Source organism: Arthrobacter sp. BK1, from assembly GCF_056680055.1.
In genome coordinates, this window is sequence record NZ_CM155263.1 from 963,411 (window position 1) to 982,056 (window position 18,646).

The following is an 18,646-nucleotide window of genomic DNA, read 5'->3' on the forward strand; positions in this document are numbered from 1 at the left end:
GTACAGGGACACGGGAAGGTCCTGCCATCACACGCCAATGTTATCTTTTGTGTTAATCTATTTCTTTTTGAGCGAAATATGGGATGATCATTGAGGACATGCCACACGAAACCCCGGACCCAGGAGGAACACCATGTTGGCAGCTCAACGCCAGCACCTGATCCTCCAGGAGCTGATGGACGCGGGTACCGTCCGGGTGGCAGCCCTGGCAGCCCGCCTGGACGTTTCCGAGATGACCGTTCGCCGGGACATTGACGCCCTCGACGCCGGCGGGCTGCTCCTCCGTGTGCATGGCGGCGCAGCCCGTACCGACAGCTTCAGCGCGCTCGAACCGGGCTTCGCCGTCAAATCCACACGGGAGCTGGATGCCAAGGCAGCCATCGCCGCAGCGGCCCTTGAACTGATCCGGCCGGGCATGACCGTATTCCTGTCCGGCGGCACCACAACGTTTGAGCTGGCAAGGATCCTTCCCCGCAACCTGGGGATCACCGTTGCCACCAACTCCATCATGGTGGCCCACTCGCTTGCAGCCGCACAGCCGGACGCTCCCGACGGCGGCACCGGGGCCGGCAGCGTCGGCCAACCCCGCCATGGCATCCGGACCCTGATCGTGGGCGGCGAGAGAACACCATCGGAGGCGCTGGTGGGGCCGCTGGCCGCCCAGGCTGCGAAGGCCATTGCCGCCGACCTGTGCTTTATGGGCGTCCACGGCATGGACGTGGACGCCGGAATCACTTCCCCGAACATGCTCGAAGCAGAGGTCAACGCCGCCATGATCGCCGGCTCCGCGAAGCTGGTTGTCCTTGCCGACGCCACCAAGTACGGCATGGTGGGCCTGGCAGGCATCGCCCCGCTGTCCGCCGTCGACATCCTGATCACCGATCCAGGACTTAGCCCAGACGCAGCAACGGCCCTCCGCGGCGCCGTCCGCCAGCTGCGTATCGCCCCGGAAGCCGCTTAGACCCACCAGCCACTAAGGCCGGACTTATACCGGCACCAGCACCCGAAGGAACGCAATGACAAGTATCACCAGCACCAACCTTGCCGACGGCCGGGAGCTGATTTATTTCGACGACGCCGATGTCCCCATGCCGCGCACCGCCGAAACCACCACGGACCTCAGGCCGCTGCCTGAGCGTGGCGAGCCGGGCGAAGTCCGCTTCGATGCCCTCACCGACGAATGGGTGGCTGTGGCCGCCCACCGGCAGACCCGCACCCACCTCCCGCCCGCGGACCAGTGCCCCATCTGCCCCACCACCGCCGCCAACCCGTCGGAAATACCAGCACCGGACTACGACGTCGTGGTGTTTGAAAACCGTTTCCCCTCGCTGGGCCCCGCTCTGGGTCCCATCCCCTCCGCCCCGGAGTGGGGCACCACCGGCCCGGCATACGGACGTTGCGAGGTGGTGGCCTTCACCCCCGAACACACCGGATCATTCAGCGGTTTGGGCGAAGCGCGCGCGCGGACCGTTGTTGAGGCCTGGGCACAGCGCACCGCGGCACTCAGCGCCCTGCCGGGCATCAAGCAGGTTTTTCCTTTCGAAAACCGGGGCGCCGACATTGGCGTGACGCTGCACCACCCGCACGGCCAGATCTACGCCTACCCCTACATCACTCCCAGGGCCGGTGTTCTTGGGGCCGCTGCGCGGAAATTCTATGATGGCTGCGACGGCCGGCAGACCCTGACGGGTTCCCTGCTGCGCGCGGAGCGGGAGGACGGGAGCCGGATGGTGATGGAAGGCGAGAACTTCAGCGCCTACGTGCCCTTCGCCGCGCGCTGGCCACTGGAAATCCATCTGGTTCCGCACCGCCAGGTGCCCGATCTTGCAGCCCTGAGCGGGGAGGAAAAGGACGAACTGGCACATGTGTACCTGGACCTCCTGAAGAGGCTCGACGCCCTTTACCCGACGCCCACGCCGTATATCTCCGCGTGGCACCAGGCACCACTCGACGACCTCCTGCGCCCCGCCGGTTACCTGCACCTCCAGCTGACCTCGCCGCGCCGGGCAGCTGACAAACTCAAGTACCTTGCCGGGTCCGAGGCCGCGATGGGCGCGTTCATCAATGACACCACTCCGGAAAGCGTCGCGGAACGGCTCCGCGCCGTGACCGTCCCGGAGTCCACACTGTCCCCCGCTACCGTATTTGCCGCCCCGTTGGCGGCCCGGACCGAAGGAGCACACGCGTGAGCGACGCCCCTCATCCGGAGGTGACACCGGCCCAGTCCGGCACTCCGGACCGTTCCCCTGCTGAGCTTGCAGCCCGCTTTGAGCGGGAGTTCGGCACGGCTCCCGACGGCGTCTGGCAGGCACCGGGCCGCGTGAACCTGATCGGCGAACACACCGACTACAACGAAGGCTTTGTGCTTCCGTTCGCGATCGACAAGACCGCCCGGGTGGCGGTGGCCGTCCGCCCGGACTCCGTAGTGCGGCTCCTGTCCACGTACGGCGACCACGGGATGGTCAGCGCCGATGTCAGTGCGCTGGATGCAGCCTCCGCCAAGGGCTGGACGAAGTACCCGCTGGGCGTTATGTGGGCACTGCAGCAGCGCGGCATCGCGGTTCCCGGGCTGGACCTGCTGCTCGATTCCACCGTCCCCCTGGGCGCCGGCCTCTCCTCATCACACGCCATCGAGTGCGCTGTCATCTCGGCCCTGAACGACCTGACCGGGGCCGGGCTGGAGCCTGAGGAGATGGTCCTCGCCACCCAGCGCGCCGAGAATGACTTCGTGGGCGCCCCCACCGGCATCATGGACCAGTCCGCGTCACTGCGCGGGGCCAAGTGCCACGCCGTGTTCCTGGACTGCCGCGACCAGAGCGTCCGGTTGGTTCCGTTCGAGGCAGAGCCTGCCGGCCTGGTGATGCTGGTCATCGACACCAAGGTCTCCCATTCGCATGCCGACGGCGGTTACGCATCGCGCCGTGCCTCCTGCGAACTCGGGGCCGAGGTACTGGGCGTCAAAGCGCTCCGGGACGTCAAGAGCGGCGACCTCGCGGAAGCCCGCGGCCTCCTGGACGACGTCACCTACCGGCGCGTGCGCCACGTGGTGACCGAGAATGATCGTGTTCTCCAGACGGTGCAGCTGCTGGCTACCGAAGGTCCCGGCGCAATCGGTGCACTGCTTGATGCCAGCCACGCCTCCATGCGGGACGACTTCGAAATCTCCTGTCCGGAACTCGACCTTGCCGTGGCAACCTCACGCGCCAATGGTGCCATCGGCGCCCGTATGACCGGCGGCGGGTTCGGCGGCGCGGCTATTGCCCTGACCCCGCTGGCGGAGGAGCAAAAGGTGCGGGCCGCCGTCGAACGCGCGTTCGCGGAGGCAGGCTACAAGGCTCCGGAAATCTTTACTGTGACCCCTGCCGCCGGGGCGATGCGCCTGCAGTAGGGCATTAGCCGGGAAATACAGAGGGTCCCCGCCGTGCAATGAGCACTGGCGGAGACCCTCTGTATTGATTCAGGGATGACGACGGCGGAAGGCGCCCTGGGCGCTAGTCCTCGCCGCGGAGTATGGCCAGGACGCGGATGATCTCCACGTAGAGCCATACCAGCGTGACCGTCAGGCCAAACGCTGCGGTCCAGGAAAAGCGCTGGGGTGCACCGGCCTGAACGCCGGCTTCAATGCTGGTGAAGTCCATCACCAGGGAGAAGGCGGCGAGGCCGATAGCGAGGATGCCGATAACTACGCCGATGATGCCGCTGCGCAGGCCGAACGGTTCCGATGTCAGGCCGGTCACCATCATGACCAGGTTCACCACGGAGAACAGCGCGTAGCCGACCAAGGCGATCATAAAGAACTTCATGGCCTTGGGCGAGGCGCGGACCTTGCCGCTCTTGAAGAGCAGGAGCGTCACGGTAAACACCGACAGGGTGCCGATGACGGCCTGCAGGCCGACTCCCGGGTACATGGTGTCCAGGACGCGGGTCAGGCCGCCGAGGAAGAGGCCCTCGAGACCGGCGTAGGCAAGGATCAGTGCCGGGGAAGGCTGCTTTTTGAACGTGTTGACCAGTGCCAGGACGAAGCCGCCGAGCGCGCCGACAATCATGAGCAGGGATGCGAGCCCCATGCTGACGAACATGGTCACGGCGGCGCCGGCGAGCAGGACCCCGAGGCAGGCCGCAGTCTTGACGATGACGTCGTCGTAAGTCATCCGGCCGGTGTCCGCGGGACCTGCGGCCGGCTGGTTGTACATCTGCCGCAGCTGCTCGTCAGTCATGTTCTGCTGCTGGGCCCACCCGCCCTGCCCGTCCATGACCTGGCCGGGCGCGCGGCCGTAAGACTGCTGTCCGTAGGGCTGCTGGCCGTACTGTGCCTGTCCGTAGGGCGCCTGCGGGACAGGCGGCGCCTGCGTTGCTCCACGGAAATTCTTTCCGTTGAAGATCGGGTTTCCGCCAAGTGCCATTGCTGGTGTCCTCCAAATAAGGGTTCGATACGTGAATTCAGGTTTCACGTTACCAATTTCCACGTGCCTGCGCTCTAATAAGTTCCCTGTTCAACAGCGCTGAAACCCAACCGTGATGCGGATCAGGCCGGCTGCTGCGGCCCGCGGGAACCCGTCAGGGCACGCCGCTGGTGGGAAATACCGCTGTTCAACAAAAGTTTCGCTGCACGCCCCCTGCCGGGCGGCCAACCATATTGACCCAGTTGTTATGCGATCGCGACCGCAGAGCTTTCCCGGACCGGCGGATTTGCCCCTGACGCGCTGTAACATTGGCCACACACGGTGACGGACATCACAGATTGGCGTCCGTCCCGTGACGTTCGCAGGGGCTGCAACGGCGCAGCCTGGCCCACCCCCCAAGTGGAGGTTATTCAATTTGAGAAGTACACCCAAAGGCTTGCCGCATAGACGGCCCGGCGGATTGCTGAAGGCGCTCGGGGCTATTTTTGCCTCCATCGTAGTGATTCTGCTCGTGGTCGCTCCGGCATCACAAGCCACTTCCCCGTCTCCGACACCATCCCCGTCGAACCAGACATTCCAGAACAACATCAGCGGCTTCCTCCGCGACGATACCCGGGCCCCGATCGCAGACGTCAAAATCACCGCCAAAAGCGGAGACTTCGAAGGCACTGCCACCTCCGGCGCCAATGGCGCGTGGAACATCGGAGTCCCGGTCCAGGGCACTTACGAGATCGAACTGGACGAATCAACCCTGCCGGAAGGCATCAAGCTCGCGGAAGGCCAGGAAAACCCCCGCAGCGTCACGTTCAGCCAGACCTCAAACCTGTCTGTCATTTTCGCCTTCGGTAAAGGCATCGTGGTCCAGCAGCAGGACTTCGGCCAAAACCTCCTCAACCGCCTCGTCGCAGGGCTGAGCTTCGGCCTCCTCCTCGCGCTGGCGTCCGTGGGCCTTTCGCTGATCTTCGGAACCACCGGCCTGACCAACTTTGCGCACGGTGAAATGGTCACCCTTGGTGCAGTCCTGGTCTTTATGTTCAATGCCGTGGGCATGCCCTTCTGGCTCGCACTTATCCTGGCGCTGCTCGGAGGCGGCCTCTTCGGCTACGTCCAGGACGCAGGACTCTGGAAGCCGCTGCGGCGCAAGGGCACCGGCCTCGTGCCCATGATGATTGTGAGCATCGGCCTCGCCCTGGCCGTGCGGTACATCATCCAGTTCTTCTTCGGTGGGGCCACGCAGCAACTGCCGTTCGCCCAAAGTCCCGAAATACAGCTCGGGCCGGTTTCGATCTCGCCCAACAACCTCTGGTCCCTGGTGATCAGCGCCGTGGTCATAGCGATCCTGGGCATCGTCCTGCTCAAGACCCGCCTCGGCAAGGCAACCCGGGCAGTGGCTGACAACCCGGCCCTCGCGGCTGCTTCAGGGATCGACGTGGACAACGTGATCCGCATCGTGTGGGTGGCCGGCGGCATGCTGGCATCCCTCGGCGGTATCCTCTGGGCCTACTACCGCCCCGGGGTCACGTTCGATATGGGCTCCCAGATCCTGTTGCTGATCTTCGCCGGCGTTACCCTCGGCGGCCTCGGGACCGTTTGGGGTGCACTCATCGGGTCAATCATCGTCGGCATCTTCGTGGAGCTGACCACCGTGTTCGGCCTCGCCGCCGACCTCAAATACGTGGGAGCACTGTTCATCATGATTGTTGTCCTCTTGTTCCGGCCGCAGGGCATCCTGGGCCGTCGCGAGCGCGTGGGTTAGGAGACAGCCATGGACTTCGGATTTATTCTTTCCAGCGCTGCCGGTGAACTGTTCAGCCCGACGACGGCGGCGTACGCCCTTGCCGCCCTCGGCCTTGCGGTCCACTTCGGCTACTCAGGCCTGCTGAACTTCGGCCAGGCAGGCTTTATGGCCGTCGGAGCCTACGGCTTCGCCATCTCAACCCTCACGTTCGGCGTTCCTTTCTTTGTGGGACTGCTGATCGCCATTATCTGTTCCGCCATTTTCGCCCTCCTGCTGGGTATCCCCACCCTGCGGCTCAGGGCTGATTACCTCGCCATCGTCACCATCGCCGCAGCCGAAATCGTCCGATACATCGTGACGACCAACCAGCTCACGGGAGTGACGGGCTCGGCCAACGGCCTGGCGGCTTTCGAGGGCGGATTCTATTCGATGAACCCCTTCCCCGAAGGCTCGTACTTCGGCATGAACAACAGGGACCTCTTCATCCGCGTTGTGGGCTGGGGACTGGTGATCGTCTGCTGCGTCCTGGTCTGGCTGCTGATGCGGAGCCCGTGGGGCCGTGTCCTCAAGGGCATCCGCGAGGACGAGAACGCCGTCCGCTCACTGGGCAAGAACGTCTACGCGTACAAAATGCAGGCCCTGGTCATCGGTGGCGTTCTCGGCGCCCTCGCGGGTATGGTCTTCACCCTCCCCCGTGGTGCGGTCCAGCCGGCCAACTACGGCACGGAGCTCACGTTCTTCCTGTATACCTGTCTCCTGCTGGGCGGCCTGGGCACTGTGCTCGGACCGGTGGTGGGTGCAATGATTTTCTGGGTGGTACTTTCACTGACCCAGGGCATCCTTTACGGGCTGATTGAATCCGGGGCTGTGACCTGGCTGAACACGGTCCAGGCCGGTCAGCTGCGTTACATTCTGGTAGGCGTCGCCCTCATGCTGCTGATGATATTCAGGCCGCAGGGCGTCTTTGGCAACAAGAAGGAGCTGGCGTTCGCATGAGCAAGCACAGCGAAGAACCCCGCGCGGCGGAGAACCGGGAAACCATCGAATACATGACGGACGACCGTCCGATCGCGGCCGGCGATATCGCTCCCGGGTGCAAGAAGCGGGACCCGATCGTAGTGGCTGAGAATGTCACCCGTTCCTTTGGCGGCATCAATGCGGTGGATGTCGAATACCTCGAGATTCCGCGCCACAAGATCACAGCCCTGATCGGCCCCAACGGTGCCGGCAAGACCACGCTCTTCAACCTGCTCACCGGGTTCGATACACCGAATTCCGGAAAGTGGCAGTTTGAAGGCAACAGCCTGGCGGGCGTTTCACCGTACAAGGTGGCCAGGATGGGCATGGTGCGTACGTTCCAGCTGACGAAGGTCATGGGCAAGCTCACGGTCATGGAGAACATGCGCCTCGGCGGGTCGCAGCAGCCCGGTGAACGGCTGTCCCACGCCTTGTTCAAGGGGTTGTGGGGCGGCCGCGAAAAGGAAATCACCGCGCAGGCGGAGGTCCTCCTGGAGAAGTTCAAACTCGACGCGAAAAGGGACGACTACGCAGCTTCCCTGTCCGGCGGCCAACGCAAGCTGCTCGAAATGGCGCGTTCGCTGATGGTCAGGCCCAAGCTGGTGATGCTCGACGAGCCGATGGCAGGCGTCAACCCTGCACTCACCCAGTCACTCCTGGACCACATCAAGAACCTCAAAGCCGAAGGCATGACCGTACTGTTCGTCGAACACGACATGAACATGGTCCGCCATATTGCCGACTGGGTGGTGGTCATGGCAGAAGGCAAGGTTGTAGCGGAAGGCCCTCCCGGGGACGTGATGAAGAACCCCGCCGTGATCGACGCCTACCTGGGCGCGCACCACGACGTCGATCTGGGCGATGCAGAGGGAATCAAGGAGCTGGCGGCCGAGCTGGTGGCCGATGAGTCCTCCATCGTCGGTACAGACAACGCCGGCATCATCGCCCTTGACGTCATTGGCACTGAATCCGATGATCCCGGTTCCAGGAAGAAGGACACCAAATGAGCGCCGTCAGCGCGGCGGCCGCCGCAAGCAGCACAGCAAGTGACTCCGTTGTTAAGGTCACCGACCTCGTGGCCGGCTATCTTCCCGGAGTGAACATCCTCAACGGCTGCAGTATCGAGGCCCGCAAGGGCGAGCTGATCGGCATCATCGGCCCCAACGGTGCCGGCAAGTCCACCCTGCTGAAAGCCATGTTCGGGCTCGTCAAAGTCCACTCCGGCACCGTCGTGGTCCGCGGCCAGGACATCACCGGGCTGAAGGCCAACAAGCTGGTGACCAAGGGTGTGGGATTCGTCCCGCAGAACAACAACGTGTTCTCCACCCTGACCATCGAGGAGAACATGCAGATGGGCATGTTCCAGCGGCCCAAGGACTTCAACGAGCGGTTCGACTTCGTCACCAGTCTTTTCCCTGAGCTCGGAAAACGCCGGGCCCAGCGGGCAGGCTCACTCTCCGGCGGTGAACGCCAGATGGTGGCCATGGGACGCGCCCTGATGATGGAACCGGCGGTGCTGCTGCTCGATGAGCCGTCAGCCGGCCTCTCCCCCGTGAAACAGGACGAGACCTTCCTGCGTGTCCATGAGATCAACCGGGCAGGTGTATCGGTCATCATGGTGGAACAGAACGCCCGGCGCTGCCTGCAGATCTGCGACCGGGCCTACGTCCTTGACCAGGGCAGGGACGCCTACACAGGCACTGGCAGGGAGCTCATGAAGGACCCCAAGGTGATCCAGCTGTACCTCGGTACGCTGGCGGACGAAGTCTAAGCCGCCACAAGAAGTCCTTGAAGGGCCGTCACCGTCCGGTGGCGGCCCTTCCGTCTGCCCCGCTGTTACCCCCGGTCTGCGTCTGCCACAGGAGCGCTTGAGACCTGTCCACCGGCCGCCCGCACCCTGGCCTGGGAGAGACGCTCCCCTCACCACCTGCACCATGGCCGGGACGGACTGGCCGAGGCAGCAAAAAGCCCCCGTCCGGCTGGACGGGGGCTTTCTGGGCTATCTGAGGAGCGGCGTTTACAGCTTGCCGAATTCTTCCTTGGACGGCTTGTAGGTGTTGTTGTCCTGGTATTCGTAGATACCGATGTAGGCCTCCGTGGGGTCGCCCGCTTCAGAGAACGTCACCGGACCGGACTGGCCGTCGTAGTCGATGTCCTTACCGTTGCGGAGCAGCGTCACGCAGGACGGGTAGTCCATGCACTTCTCGCCCACTTCAGATACGGACTTGAGCTGCGCAGCGATGTCGGTGCCCTTGGTGCTCTTTGCGGCCTCGGATGCCAGTGCAATCAGGTTGACGGCGTCATAGGACTCGCCTGCGTAGCTGTAGTCCTTCAGTGCCGGATCAACGGCCAGCAGCTTCTTCTTGAAGTCCTCCTTGGCGAAGGTACCCGGGATGGTGCCCTGGGCGCCCTTGAGGGTGCCAGCCGTGAAGTCCTTGCTGTAGTCCGAGGTGTTGCCGTCCACCAGGAACATCTGGGTGGCCTTGATGCCCTTGCCGGTCATCAGCGGAACGATGCTCTTGGCCTGGTCGAAGGTGATCAGGGCAATGGCGTCCGGCTTGGCCGCAATAACCTTGTCCACCTGGCTGCTGAACTGGGAGTCACCTTCGTTGAAGAGCTCTTCGGCTACAACCTTGCCGCCGGCGGCCTCAAAGGCGGACTTGACGTTCTTCGCCAGGCCGGTGCCGTAGGCGTCATTGAGGACGATCATGCCCACAGTCTGCGCGCCACAGGTTGCCATGTAGTTGCCCAGCACCTTGCCCTGGAGGACGTCCGAGGGCGCGGTGCGCCAGTAGAGGCCCTTGTCATCCCATGTGGTGAAGTCCGGGGACGTGTTGGCCGGTGAGAAGTGGATAACGCCGGCACCGGTGATCTGGTTGATGACCGTCTTGGAGACGCCGGAGGAGGCCGCTCCAACAATGGCGCTGACGCCCGACCCGAGCAAGGCGGTGGTGGACTGGGTCGCGATGTCCGTCTTGGTGTCACCGGAGTCACGGTGAATAACCTCTACGGGCTTGCCCAGCACGCCGCCGGCACTGTTGACTTCCTGGATGCCCAGGTTGACGCCGGCGATTTCGGGCGGGCCGAGGAAGGCCAGCGAACCGGTGGTGGGCAACAGCGAACCGATCTTCAGTGGTGTCTCTGTGGTGGTGGTTGAGGCGGGAACGGGGCCGCCGGCAGCGGCAGCCGTTGAGGCTCCGGCCGTAGCGCTGGGAGCTGGGCAGGAAATGCCGGCTGCTGCTGTGGGAGCAGCCGTTTCCGTCGAGCTTGGGGTGGAGGTACCACCACAGGCTGTGGCCAGAAGGGCGACGCCCACGCCAAGCGCTGTGAGCTTGGCGACGCGGGGTGCCACAGGGGGGAGTGAAATCATTGACAATCTCCTGGATCGAAAGGTGCGAACGGCCTTTGACGCGGATGATCAGGTGTTCCTGAGTTAACTCAAGCTAATGCATAACAGAGGCGGATATAAGTGACTGAGGTCACATCCTTATAACAGTCGTTGCATATGCGAAATCAACGTCAGCGAAGGGGCCAACGACGTTCACGTCCGCCCCTCAGAGGCGCCCGCGGGCCTGGCCGGACTCAGAATCTGTACCCCAGGTGGGACTCGAACCCACAACACGCGGATTTTAAGTCCGCTGCCTCTGCCAATTGGGCTACTGGGGCGCCCGGTCAATGGTATCTCCTCAGAGACGGTTGAAGGGCTCGGCGTACCGGAACCGGCCGTGCACTCCCCCCGGCCACACTGCCAGGGGCAGGAGTTGGAAGTTGTCCGCCCACACCTCTTCGGGCGGCAGCACACCCAGGGAAGTGGCCGGCACAAAGCCGAAGCGCGGGTAGTACTCGGTGCTCCCCAGGAGTGCGATGCCACTCTCCCTGGCGGCGTTGGCCCGCGCGATGGTCTCGTTCATCAGCGCACTGCCGATGCCGTGGCGTTGGAGCCGGGGGGTCACGCCGATAGGCCCCAGCCCCAGCAATTCGTGCTCCTCTACCCAGCCGCGGGTGCTGATGACATGGGCAACCACCTCGCCGTCCAGTTCCGCCACGATGCTGAACTGCGGCAGGTATTCCTCGCACTCGAACAGTTGGCGCAGCACTTCTACTTCAACCGGCTCCCCCACGGCAGGAAGGCCCGTGGCGGGCGACACGGCGAAGGCCTCGGCGGTCAGTTTCAGGATCGCGGGGCGGTCAGCCTGGGTTTCGTCGCGCAGCACCAGCTCCGGGCGGGGCTGGTGCCGGCTTTCAGCGGACAGCTCGGCCAGCGCTTCAATGGCCCGGGCCGCGTCAGCGACAGGCACCAGGAGGTGATCGTGGTGGAACCCGGCCAGGACGTTGCAGCTGATATGGGCGTCGGTCAGGGCCCTGCCAACGGCGGACGTCAGGCCAATTGCTTCGAGTTCGGAATGCACCTTCAGCGTGATCCATGCGGCCACAAAATCGTAGTGCAGGCCCAGGCTGTCCGCCTCCGCCCGCGGAAGGACCACGGTGAGGCCCTCGGCTTCGCGGACAGCGGCTTCGATGCCGGGCGCCAGCGGCCTGCCATGCGGCCAGAGCACATAAACGTATTCACCGTCGCGCAGCTCCGGGTGAAGTGCAGCCAGCAGGGTCTGGAGGTTCTTTTCGCCAGTCATGGTGCCAGTCTAGAAGGCGGAAACGCCAAACGGCGGCCACCCCCTCAAGGGGTGAGCCGCCGTCGGGCGTTACAAAAGGGCGCTTGGCCTGCTACTTGGCGTCAGCGGTGACCGACTGTTTGGGGTCAACCTTGGTGGCCTCAGCGGAGCCGGGCTGGGCTGCTGCGGCGACCTCCCGCGTGTCCGCCGCCGGGGCAGCAGCAGCTGCCGGCTTGGGCGGGGCGGCGGCAGCGGCGAAGGCGCCACGCGGGTTGTCGAGGTGGACGAGCGGGGTGGTGTCGCGGCCCATGAAGAAGGCGAGGATCCAGCCGAAGATCACGCGGATCTTGCGCTCAACCGTAGGCATGGCCATGCCGTGGTAGCCGCGGTGCGCAAGCCAGGCCAGCGGGCCCTTCAGGCCGATGCGGCCCACAAGGCTGATGTTGGCAACACCCTTCCACTCGCCGAAGCCCGCCACAGCGCCAAGGTTCTTGTGCTTGTAGTCCTTCAGCGGCTTGTCCCAGCGGGAAGCCCACAGGTTCTTGGCGAGGCGCTTGGCCTGGCGCAGCGCGTGCTGGGCGTTCGGGACGCAGGTCCCGTCCGGCAGGCCGCTGCCCGTGAGGTCCGGCACAGCTGCGATGTCGCCGGCGGCCCAGGCGTTCTCGATGATGCCTTCGTCGCCGGCAATGCGGAGGTCCGGGAGGACCCGGACGCGGCCGCGCGGTTCCAGCGGGAAGTCGGAGGAGCGGATCATCGGGTTGGCCTGCACACCGGCGGTCCAGACGAGGGTGTCGGCTTCAAATTCCTGGGCAAAGCTCTTGTCCGGGAGGTTGATCAGCTTCAGGCTGCCTTCGGCGCTGTCCAGCGAGGTGTTAAGCAGGACCTCGATGCCGCGGCTCCGGAGGTGCTCCACAACCCATTCAGCCTGCGGTGCTGTGACCTCGGGCATGATGCGTCCCATGGCCTCAACCAGGACGAAGCGGACTTCCTCCTGCTTGATGCGCGGGTTGTTCCTGACCGCTGCGCGGGCCAGGTCCTCCATCTCCGTGATGCACTCGATGCCGGCAAAACCGCCACCCACCACCACGAAGGTCAAAGCCTTGGCGCGGGCAGCGGGATCGGTCATGGTGGAAGCTACTTCGATACGCTCCAGGACCTTGTTGCGAAGGGCCACGGCCTCTTCGATGGTCTTCAAGCCGATGCCCTTGTCCGCGAGCCCCTTGATGGGGAACGTGCGGGTGATGGCGCCTGCGGCGATCACGATGTCGAAGTAGGGGATCTCGATGTGCCCGCCGCCGTCCGCGGGCGCCACGACGGCGGTGCGGTTGGCGTGGTCGATCGAGGTAACGCTGCCCTGGATGAGTTCGGTCTGCTTCAGGTGCTGGCGGTGGGACACCACCGCGTGGCGGGCCTCGATGTTGCCGCCGGCCACTTCCGGCAGGAAGGGCTGGTAGGTCATGTAGGGCAGCGGATCAACGAGCGTGACAATGCCACCGGCATTCGCGATCTTGTTCTGCAGTTTGAGGGCTACGTACAGGCCGACGTACCCGCCGCCGACGACGAGTACCCTGGGACGGTCCTGGAGCTGAGGGGAGGTTGCCATGGTTTCAAGGATACAACAGTTTGTGAAAATCTTCACTAACTACGTTTGGCGGCCGGAATCCACGGTATGGAAGGCCCCGGTGTCCGGATCCTCGCGCGCCAGGCCGGGGTTTCGGGCGGCCCTGCGGAGCTGTACTGCAGCGGCTCCGATGATCGCCACAAACAGCCCTGCCGAGCCGATCACGACGGCGGCGCCGACGGCAGTGTCACGCCCGGACGGCGTCTCCGCTGCGGGCACGGAAGGCTCAGGCAGCGTGGGGACCGCGCTGGCCACTTCATCGGTGGGCACCGGGGCGGGCGTGCCAAGGTTCCCGCGGCGGTGGACCCTGATCCAATCGGAAATGGACCCCAGCGGGTTGGCCGCTGCCTCGGGGACGGAATCCTTCAGGGCGGCCTCGGCGTTCAGCACACCAAAGCCATACAGCGGATCCTTGCCGGCAGGACCTGCGTCCTTGGCCGTGCTGACAATCCTGTTGATCACCTGTTTGGCGCTCATCTCCGGCCATTTGGAACGGATGAGGGCGGCGACGCCGGCGACGATAGGCGTTGCCCCGGACGTGCCGGACCATTCGGCGTAGCCGCCGCTGGGAAGTCCGCCGAGCAGGTTTTCCGCCGGGGCCGCTACGCCGATGCTGATTCCTTGGGAGGACGAATCGACGCTCGCCACCCCTTTGCGGTCCAGGCCGGCTACCGTCAGGACACCGGGGATGGTGGCCGGCGCTCCCACCTGGAGGTTGCCGCCGATCCTGTTTCCGGCCGCGGCAACGATGACCACGTCCTTCTGTTCGGCGTAGAGGAAAGCGGCGTCCCAGCTTTGCGGCCACTGCGGAGTGGTGCTTCCCAGGGAGATATTGATGACTTTGGCCCCGTTGTCCACAGCCCAGCGGACGGCTTCGGGGATCTGGTCCTGATCGCTCTTGCCGGCGGGGTTTGCCGATCCCAGCCAGGTGGAAATGGAGAGGATCTCAGCCTCCGGCGCCACCCCCACCATGCCGTCAGGTCCCGCACCGGCCGGAGCGGGGCTCGGAGAGGCGGTGGAACTGGCAGGCTGATGGCCCCGGCCGGCCAGCATGGTGGCCACGAGGGTTCCGTGTTCCGGCTTGATGCCCAGGCTTTTCTGTCCATTGGCGCTGCCCGCGCCGGAGGCGTCGAAACCTCCGGTCACAGCACCCTTGAGGTCAGGGTGTTGGGCGTCGACCCCGCTGTCGATCACCGCGATCTTTACTCCGGCGCCCTTGGAGATGTCCCAGGCCTTGGTGATGCCGGCTTCGGCCAGCCAATACTGTTTGTCCCGATCGGCGTCCGCCTGGGCAGCAGGTGCCAGGGCGAGCCCGGCGGCCAGGCTGATGCCCGCGAGGGTCACCGCCAAAAGAGCTGAGGCGGTCCGTCGGAACCGTGCTGTTGCTCTGGTCATGTGGGGTCCCCGTGTAATTTGTTGGCTGAGCCTAAGTTCAGTTCAGGCTCAGGGCAATACCGTCAAGAATATCGTGTTCGCTGGCGGTGGCCGTCACGATGCGTCCCGCACTGAGTTCATGCATCCGCTCCAGAATGCGCCGCCACACCAGCCCGCCGGCGCCGATGACGTCCACACGGCCGGGGTGCATGTACGGCAGTGCTCCCCGTTCGGCCCGCGGCATTTCCAGGAGATCGGTGGCGGCCGCCGCGATGTCCGTGATGGGCAGTTCGGTGCCGTGGATCGCCTCAGGCGAATACTCCGGCAGCCGCAGCGCGTGCGCTGTGATGGTGGTGATCGAACCGGCCACCCCGACGACGGCGGTGGCGCGTTCCAGCGGAACGTCCAGTCCCGCACGGGTGATGGCGGCGTCGACGTCGGCCGTCGCTGCGGCGACCTGTTCGGCGGTGGGGGGATCATTCCTCAGATGCCGTTCGGTCAGACGGACGCAGCCGATGTCCACAGATTTACCTGCCGTGACGCCGTTGGCGGTGCCCAGGACGAATTCGGTGCTTCCGCCGCCTAGGTCCACCACCAGGACGTGGTCACCGTCGAGGATGGGCAGGACACTGCTGGCGCCGGCGAAAGACAGGGCAGCTTCCTCGTCGCCGGAGATGACCTCCGGCTCCACGCCGAGCAGTTCCCGGATCCCGTCAACGAAGACCTGGCGGTTGCGGGCGTCCCTGCTGGCCGAGGTGGCCACAAACCGGACGGCCTCGGCGCCGTGTTCGCGGATCATGTCCGCGTAATCGGCTGTGGCCGCGAAGGTGCGCTCCAGCGCTTCGGGGGCGAGTTCACCGGTGGCGTCCACGCCCTGGCCGAGCCGGACCACCCGCATTTCGCGGACCACGTCCGTCAGCTTAGCGGTCCCGTTGCTGCGGTCGATGTCGGCGATGAGCAGGCGGATGGAGTTGGTGCCGCAGTCGATTGCCGCGACGCGGGTCATGGTGCTGCCCCTTCGCTGCCGGAGGACTTCCGGACCGGAGCGGGGCGGCCCACGATGTCCGGCAGGCCCTGCGGTCCGTGCCGGCTGAGGTCCCGTGACGGGGCCTCCCCCGCGGTGTCCCATGCTCCATCGCAGTAGCAACGGTCCGCGGTCCACCATTCACTGATGCCCGCGATCGCTTCGTCGCCCAGCGGGTTAATGCCCGGTCCGGCTGCCAGCGAGTGGCCTACCAGGACGTGCAGGCACTTCACACGGGTGGGCATTCCGCCGGCGGAGATGCCGTCAATCTCGGGGACGGCCCCGATGCCTGAGCGTTGCCCGATGCCTGCCCGGGCCGTCAGATAGTCCTCATGGGCGGACCGGTAGGCTGCGGCAAGCGGCTCGTCAGCGGTGAGGCGTTCGTTCATGTCGTTCATGAGCCCGGCAGCTTCCAGCCTCGAAACCGCCGCGGTGATGACGGGGTGCGTCAGGTAGAACGTGGTGGGAAACGGCGTTCCGTTGCTCAGCCGGGGTGCCGTTGCCGCCACGAGCGGATTGCCGCAGACGCAGCGCGCCGGGATCTCCACAACGTCGCGGACCGGCCGTCCCAGCTGCCTGCTGAGTACCTCAAGATCATGTGCTGATGGCTGGCGGGACATCTCCGGCGCAATTGCCGTGTTTTCTTCCACTGGCGCGGCCATCCTTCCTCTAGCTGTTCAGTCTGTGGCCGCACGCCTGATGGACTCCCACAGGGAATCCACCCACGGCAGATCGGCGGGGTCTTGTGCTGCCGTGGCGGTCTGGCTACTGCTTGTTCCGGCCGGCAGATCGCTGCCGAAGACCCAGTAGCCGGATTCACCCGGCATAACCATGTTAATGCGGTCGCGGGCCTGCTGTTTCACGTAGTTCGGATCCTGCCAGCGCGAGAGCTGCTGCCGCAGGACATCCTGCTCCGCCTGGCGGGCCTCAATATCGGCACTCAAAGCAGCAAGCTCGGCGCGCTTATCGAAGAAGATTTTGACTGTAGGCGCGAGCATGATGGTGATGGCAATCATGACCACGGCAAGGGCAAGCATCCGCCCGGAGAACGCCTTCGCCGGAACCGGATGGGCGTCGTCGTGGGTTGGATCGTCCTTCTTGGCTCCGGCCCCTGCAACGGCAGCCTTACCGCTTACCCGGGTGGCGCCGGCGCCGGCCTTGGCCTTGGCACCCGCGGCGCCCTTCGGGGCCGCGGGTTTGTCCTTTGCGCCGCCTGCTGTGCCACGACCGGCACCGCTGGCCGCGCCAGTGCCGCCGAAGTCGGCACGGATGACTTCTGCCGCGTCCTTGGCGGCATCCGCTGCCGATGGGGTTCTGGCGGCGGCCTTGGGGACTTTGGGACGGCGGGTAGCCATGACACTCCTGAAACGTGCGGCCTGCCTCTGGCCGCAACTCTCTGCGCTGAACAAATGCCGGCTGGAACAATTGCCGGCTGGAACAGGTGCCGGCGGAAAACCGGGCTGAAACAAAAACCGGTGGCTATGGTCTTTCAACCATAGCCACCGGTCAGTGGTTTACGCGGCTACTAGCCCTTGAAACGCGGGAACGCGCTGCGGCCGGCGTAGCGTGCGGCGTCGTCGAGTTCCTCTTCGATGCGCAGCAGCTGGTTGTACTTGGCAACACGCTCGGAACGGGCCGGGGCGCCGGTTTTGATCTGGCCGGCGTTGGTGGCCACCGAGATGTCGGCGATGGTGGTGTCCTCGGTCTCGCCGGAGCGGTGCGAGGTGATGGTGGTGTAACCGGCACGCTGGGCCATGCTGACGGCGTCGAGCGTTTCGGTCAGTGAACCGATCTGGTTGACCTTCACCAGCAGCGAGTTGGCGGTTTTGGTTTCGATGCCGCGCTGAAGGATAGAGGGGTTGGTGACGAAGAGGTCATCGCCCACCAGTTGGACTTTGTCGCCGATGGCGTCGGTGAGGGTCTTCCAGCCGTCCCAGTCGTTCTCGTCCAGCGGGTCCTCGATGGACACCAGCGGGTAGTCGGCGACGAGTTCGGTGTAGTACGCGCTCATTTCGCTGGAGGTCAGAGCCTTGCCCTCGAACTGGTAGGCACCGTCCGTGAAGAACTCGGAGGAGGCAACGTCCAGGGCCAGGGCAATGTCCTTGCCCGGGGTGTAGCCGGCGTTCTTGATGGCTTCCTGGATCAGGTCCAGGGCAGCGCGGTTGGAGGGCAGGTTGGGGGCAAAGCCGCCTTCATCGCCAAGGCCGGTGGACAGGCCCTTTTCCTGGAGCACGGCCTTGAGCGCGTGGTAGACCTCGACGCCCCAGCGGAGGCCCTCGGAGAAGGTCTCCGCACCCAGCGGGACAACCATGAATTCCTGGATGTCGACGTCGGAGTCGGCGTGCGAGCCGCCGTTGAGGATGTTCATCAGCGGTACGGGAAGAACGTGGGCGTTCGGGCCGCCCAGGTACTTGTACAGCGGCAGGTCTGCGGAGGCGGCGGCAGCGTTGGCCACGGCCAGGGAGACGCCGAGGATGGCGTTGGCGCCCAGCTTGCCCTTGTTGGGGGTGCCGTCCAGGTCAATCATGGCCTGGTCGATGCTGCGCTGGTCGGTGGCGTCGAAGCCGGTCAAAGCCGGAGCGATCTGGTCGATGACGGCGTCAACGGCCTTCTGGACGCCCTTGCCGAGGTAACGGCCCTTGTCACCGTCACGAAGCTCAACAGCCTCGTGCTCACCGGTGGAGGCGCCGGAAGGTACTGCCGCGCGGCCGATCTGGCCATCGGAGAGCAGTACTTCAACTTCTACGGTCGGGTTGCCGCGGGAATCGAGGATCTCGCGGGCGTGGATGGCATCGATAAGCGCCATGGATTTGCTCCTTTGGTGAAGCGATTTACAGGGAATCTAACTGCTGGAACTAG

The 18,646-nt window shown here is 64.9% G+C and carries 16 protein-coding genes and 1 tRNA gene; 7 read left to right on the plus strand and 10 right to left on the minus strand.

What is annotated here, in order from left to right; all coding sequences use genetic code 11:
* Positions 1 to 133: 133 nt before the first annotated feature.
* From AC1MCA_RS04255 to galK, 3 genes are read left to right on the plus strand one after another with little or no spacing between them, the layout of a single operon-like run.
* Positions 134 to 961 carry a DeoR/GlpR family DNA-binding transcription regulator gene (locus tag AC1MCA_RS04255; RefSeq protein WP_479801462.1) on the plus strand — a complete coding sequence of 276 codons (828 nt, stop codon included), beginning with the start codon at positions 134 to 136 and terminating at the stop codon, positions 959 to 961.
* A 55-nt stretch (positions 962 to 1,016) separates the two neighbouring features.
* Positions 1,017 to 2,189, plus strand: coding sequence for a galactose-1-phosphate uridylyltransferase (gene galT, locus AC1MCA_RS04260; RefSeq protein WP_479801463.1), 1,173 nt, complete (start codon positions 1,017 to 1,019; stop codon positions 2,187 to 2,189).
* Positions 2,190 to 2,209: 20 nt separating this feature from the next.
* Complete coding sequence (galK, locus tag AC1MCA_RS04265) at positions 2,210 to 3,388, plus strand: galactokinase (RefSeq protein ID WP_479803286.1); 1,179 nt, start codon at positions 2,210 to 2,212, stop codon at positions 3,386 to 3,388.
* A 103-nt stretch (positions 3,389 to 3,491) separates the two neighbouring features.
* Here the strand turns inward: galK and AC1MCA_RS04270 are convergent, their stop codons facing one another.
* Positions 3,492 to 4,403 carry a Bax inhibitor-1/YccA family protein gene (locus tag AC1MCA_RS04270; RefSeq protein WP_479801464.1) on the minus strand — a complete coding sequence of 304 codons (912 nt, stop codon included), beginning with the start codon at positions 4,401 to 4,403 and terminating at the stop codon, positions 3,492 to 3,494.
* A 460-nt stretch (positions 4,404 to 4,863) separates the two neighbouring features.
* Here AC1MCA_RS04270 and AC1MCA_RS04275 point away from each other — a divergent pair, with 460 nt between their 5' ends.
* Genes AC1MCA_RS04275 through AC1MCA_RS04290 form a run of 4 tightly spaced genes read left to right on the plus strand, consistent with a single transcriptional unit; the run spans position 4,864 to position 8,929 of the window.
* Entirely contained in the window at positions 4,864 to 6,159 is a 1,296-nt protein-coding gene (locus tag AC1MCA_RS04275) for a branched-chain amino acid ABC transporter permease (RefSeq protein WP_108598680.1), read from the plus strand.
* Positions 6,160 to 6,168: 9 nt separating this feature from the next.
* Positions 6,169 to 7,137 (plus strand): branched-chain amino acid ABC transporter permease, encoded by a 969-nt coding sequence (locus AC1MCA_RS04280; RefSeq protein WP_108598681.1) that lies wholly within the window; start codon positions 6,169 to 6,171, stop codon positions 7,135 to 7,137.
* Positions 7,134 to 8,165 (plus strand): ABC transporter ATP-binding protein, encoded by a 1,032-nt coding sequence (locus AC1MCA_RS04285; RefSeq protein ID WP_479801465.1) that lies wholly within the window; start codon positions 7,134 to 7,136, stop codon positions 8,163 to 8,165. The genes AC1MCA_RS04280 and AC1MCA_RS04285 overlap by 4 nt, the downstream gene beginning before the upstream one ends.
* Positions 8,162 to 8,929, plus strand: coding sequence for an ABC transporter ATP-binding protein (locus tag AC1MCA_RS04290; RefSeq protein ID WP_108598683.1), 768 nt, complete (start codon positions 8,162 to 8,164; stop codon positions 8,927 to 8,929). The genes AC1MCA_RS04285 and AC1MCA_RS04290 overlap by 4 nt, the downstream gene beginning before the upstream one ends.
* Positions 8,930 to 9,175: 246 nt before the next feature.
* Here AC1MCA_RS04290 and AC1MCA_RS04295 read toward each other — a convergent pair whose 3' ends face one another.
* The 9 genes from AC1MCA_RS04295 to eno all read right to left on the minus strand — a co-directional run bounded on the left by AC1MCA_RS04295 (position 9,176) and on the right by eno (position 18,593).
* Entirely contained in the window at positions 9,176 to 10,528 is a 1,353-nt protein-coding gene (locus tag AC1MCA_RS04295) for an ABC transporter substrate-binding protein (protein WP_479801466.1), read from the minus strand.
* A gap of 222 nt (positions 10,529 to 10,750) precedes the next feature.
* A tRNA-Leu gene (locus AC1MCA_RS04300) sits at positions 10,751 to 10,824 on the minus strand.
* A gap of 20 nt (positions 10,825 to 10,844) precedes the next feature.
* The gene (locus tag AC1MCA_RS04305) at positions 10,845 to 11,789 is read right to left on the minus strand and encodes an N-acetyltransferase (RefSeq protein ID WP_479801467.1); all 945 of its coding nucleotides are present in this window, start codon (positions 11,787 to 11,789) and stop codon (positions 10,845 to 10,847) included.
* Between the two features lie 91 nt (positions 11,790 to 11,880).
* A complete protein-coding gene (locus tag AC1MCA_RS04310; protein ID WP_479801468.1) occupies positions 11,881 to 13,371 on the minus strand; it encodes an NAD(P)/FAD-dependent oxidoreductase in 1,491 nt (496 codons plus the stop codon).
* Positions 13,372 to 13,410: 39 nt separating this feature from the next.
* A complete protein-coding gene (locus AC1MCA_RS04315) occupies positions 13,411 to 14,784 on the minus strand; it encodes a S8 family serine peptidase (protein WP_479801469.1) in 1,374 nt (457 codons plus the stop codon).
* A 37-nt stretch (positions 14,785 to 14,821) separates the two neighbouring features.
* On the minus strand, positions 14,822 to 15,769 hold the full coding sequence (locus tag AC1MCA_RS04320; RefSeq protein WP_479801470.1) for a Ppx/GppA phosphatase family protein: 948 nt from the start codon (positions 15,767 to 15,769) through the stop codon (positions 14,822 to 14,824).
* Complete coding sequence (locus AC1MCA_RS04325; RefSeq protein ID WP_479801471.1) at positions 15,766 to 16,437, minus strand: DUF501 domain-containing protein; 672 nt, start codon at positions 16,435 to 16,437, stop codon at positions 15,766 to 15,768. Before AC1MCA_RS04325 ends, AC1MCA_RS04320 begins: the two co-directional genes overlap by 4 nt.
* A gap of 27 nt (positions 16,438 to 16,464) precedes the next feature.
* Positions 16,465 to 17,142: an FtsB family cell division protein gene (locus AC1MCA_RS04330; protein WP_479801472.1), complete on the minus strand. Its 678-nt coding sequence runs from the start codon at positions 17,140 to 17,142 to the stop codon at positions 16,465 to 16,467.
* Between the two features lie 170 nt (positions 17,143 to 17,312).
* On the minus strand, positions 17,313 to 18,593 hold the full coding sequence (gene eno / locus AC1MCA_RS04335; protein WP_108598691.1) for a phosphopyruvate hydratase: 1,281 nt from the start codon (positions 18,591 to 18,593) through the stop codon (positions 17,313 to 17,315).
* Between the last annotated feature and the right edge of the window lie 53 nt (positions 18,594 to 18,646).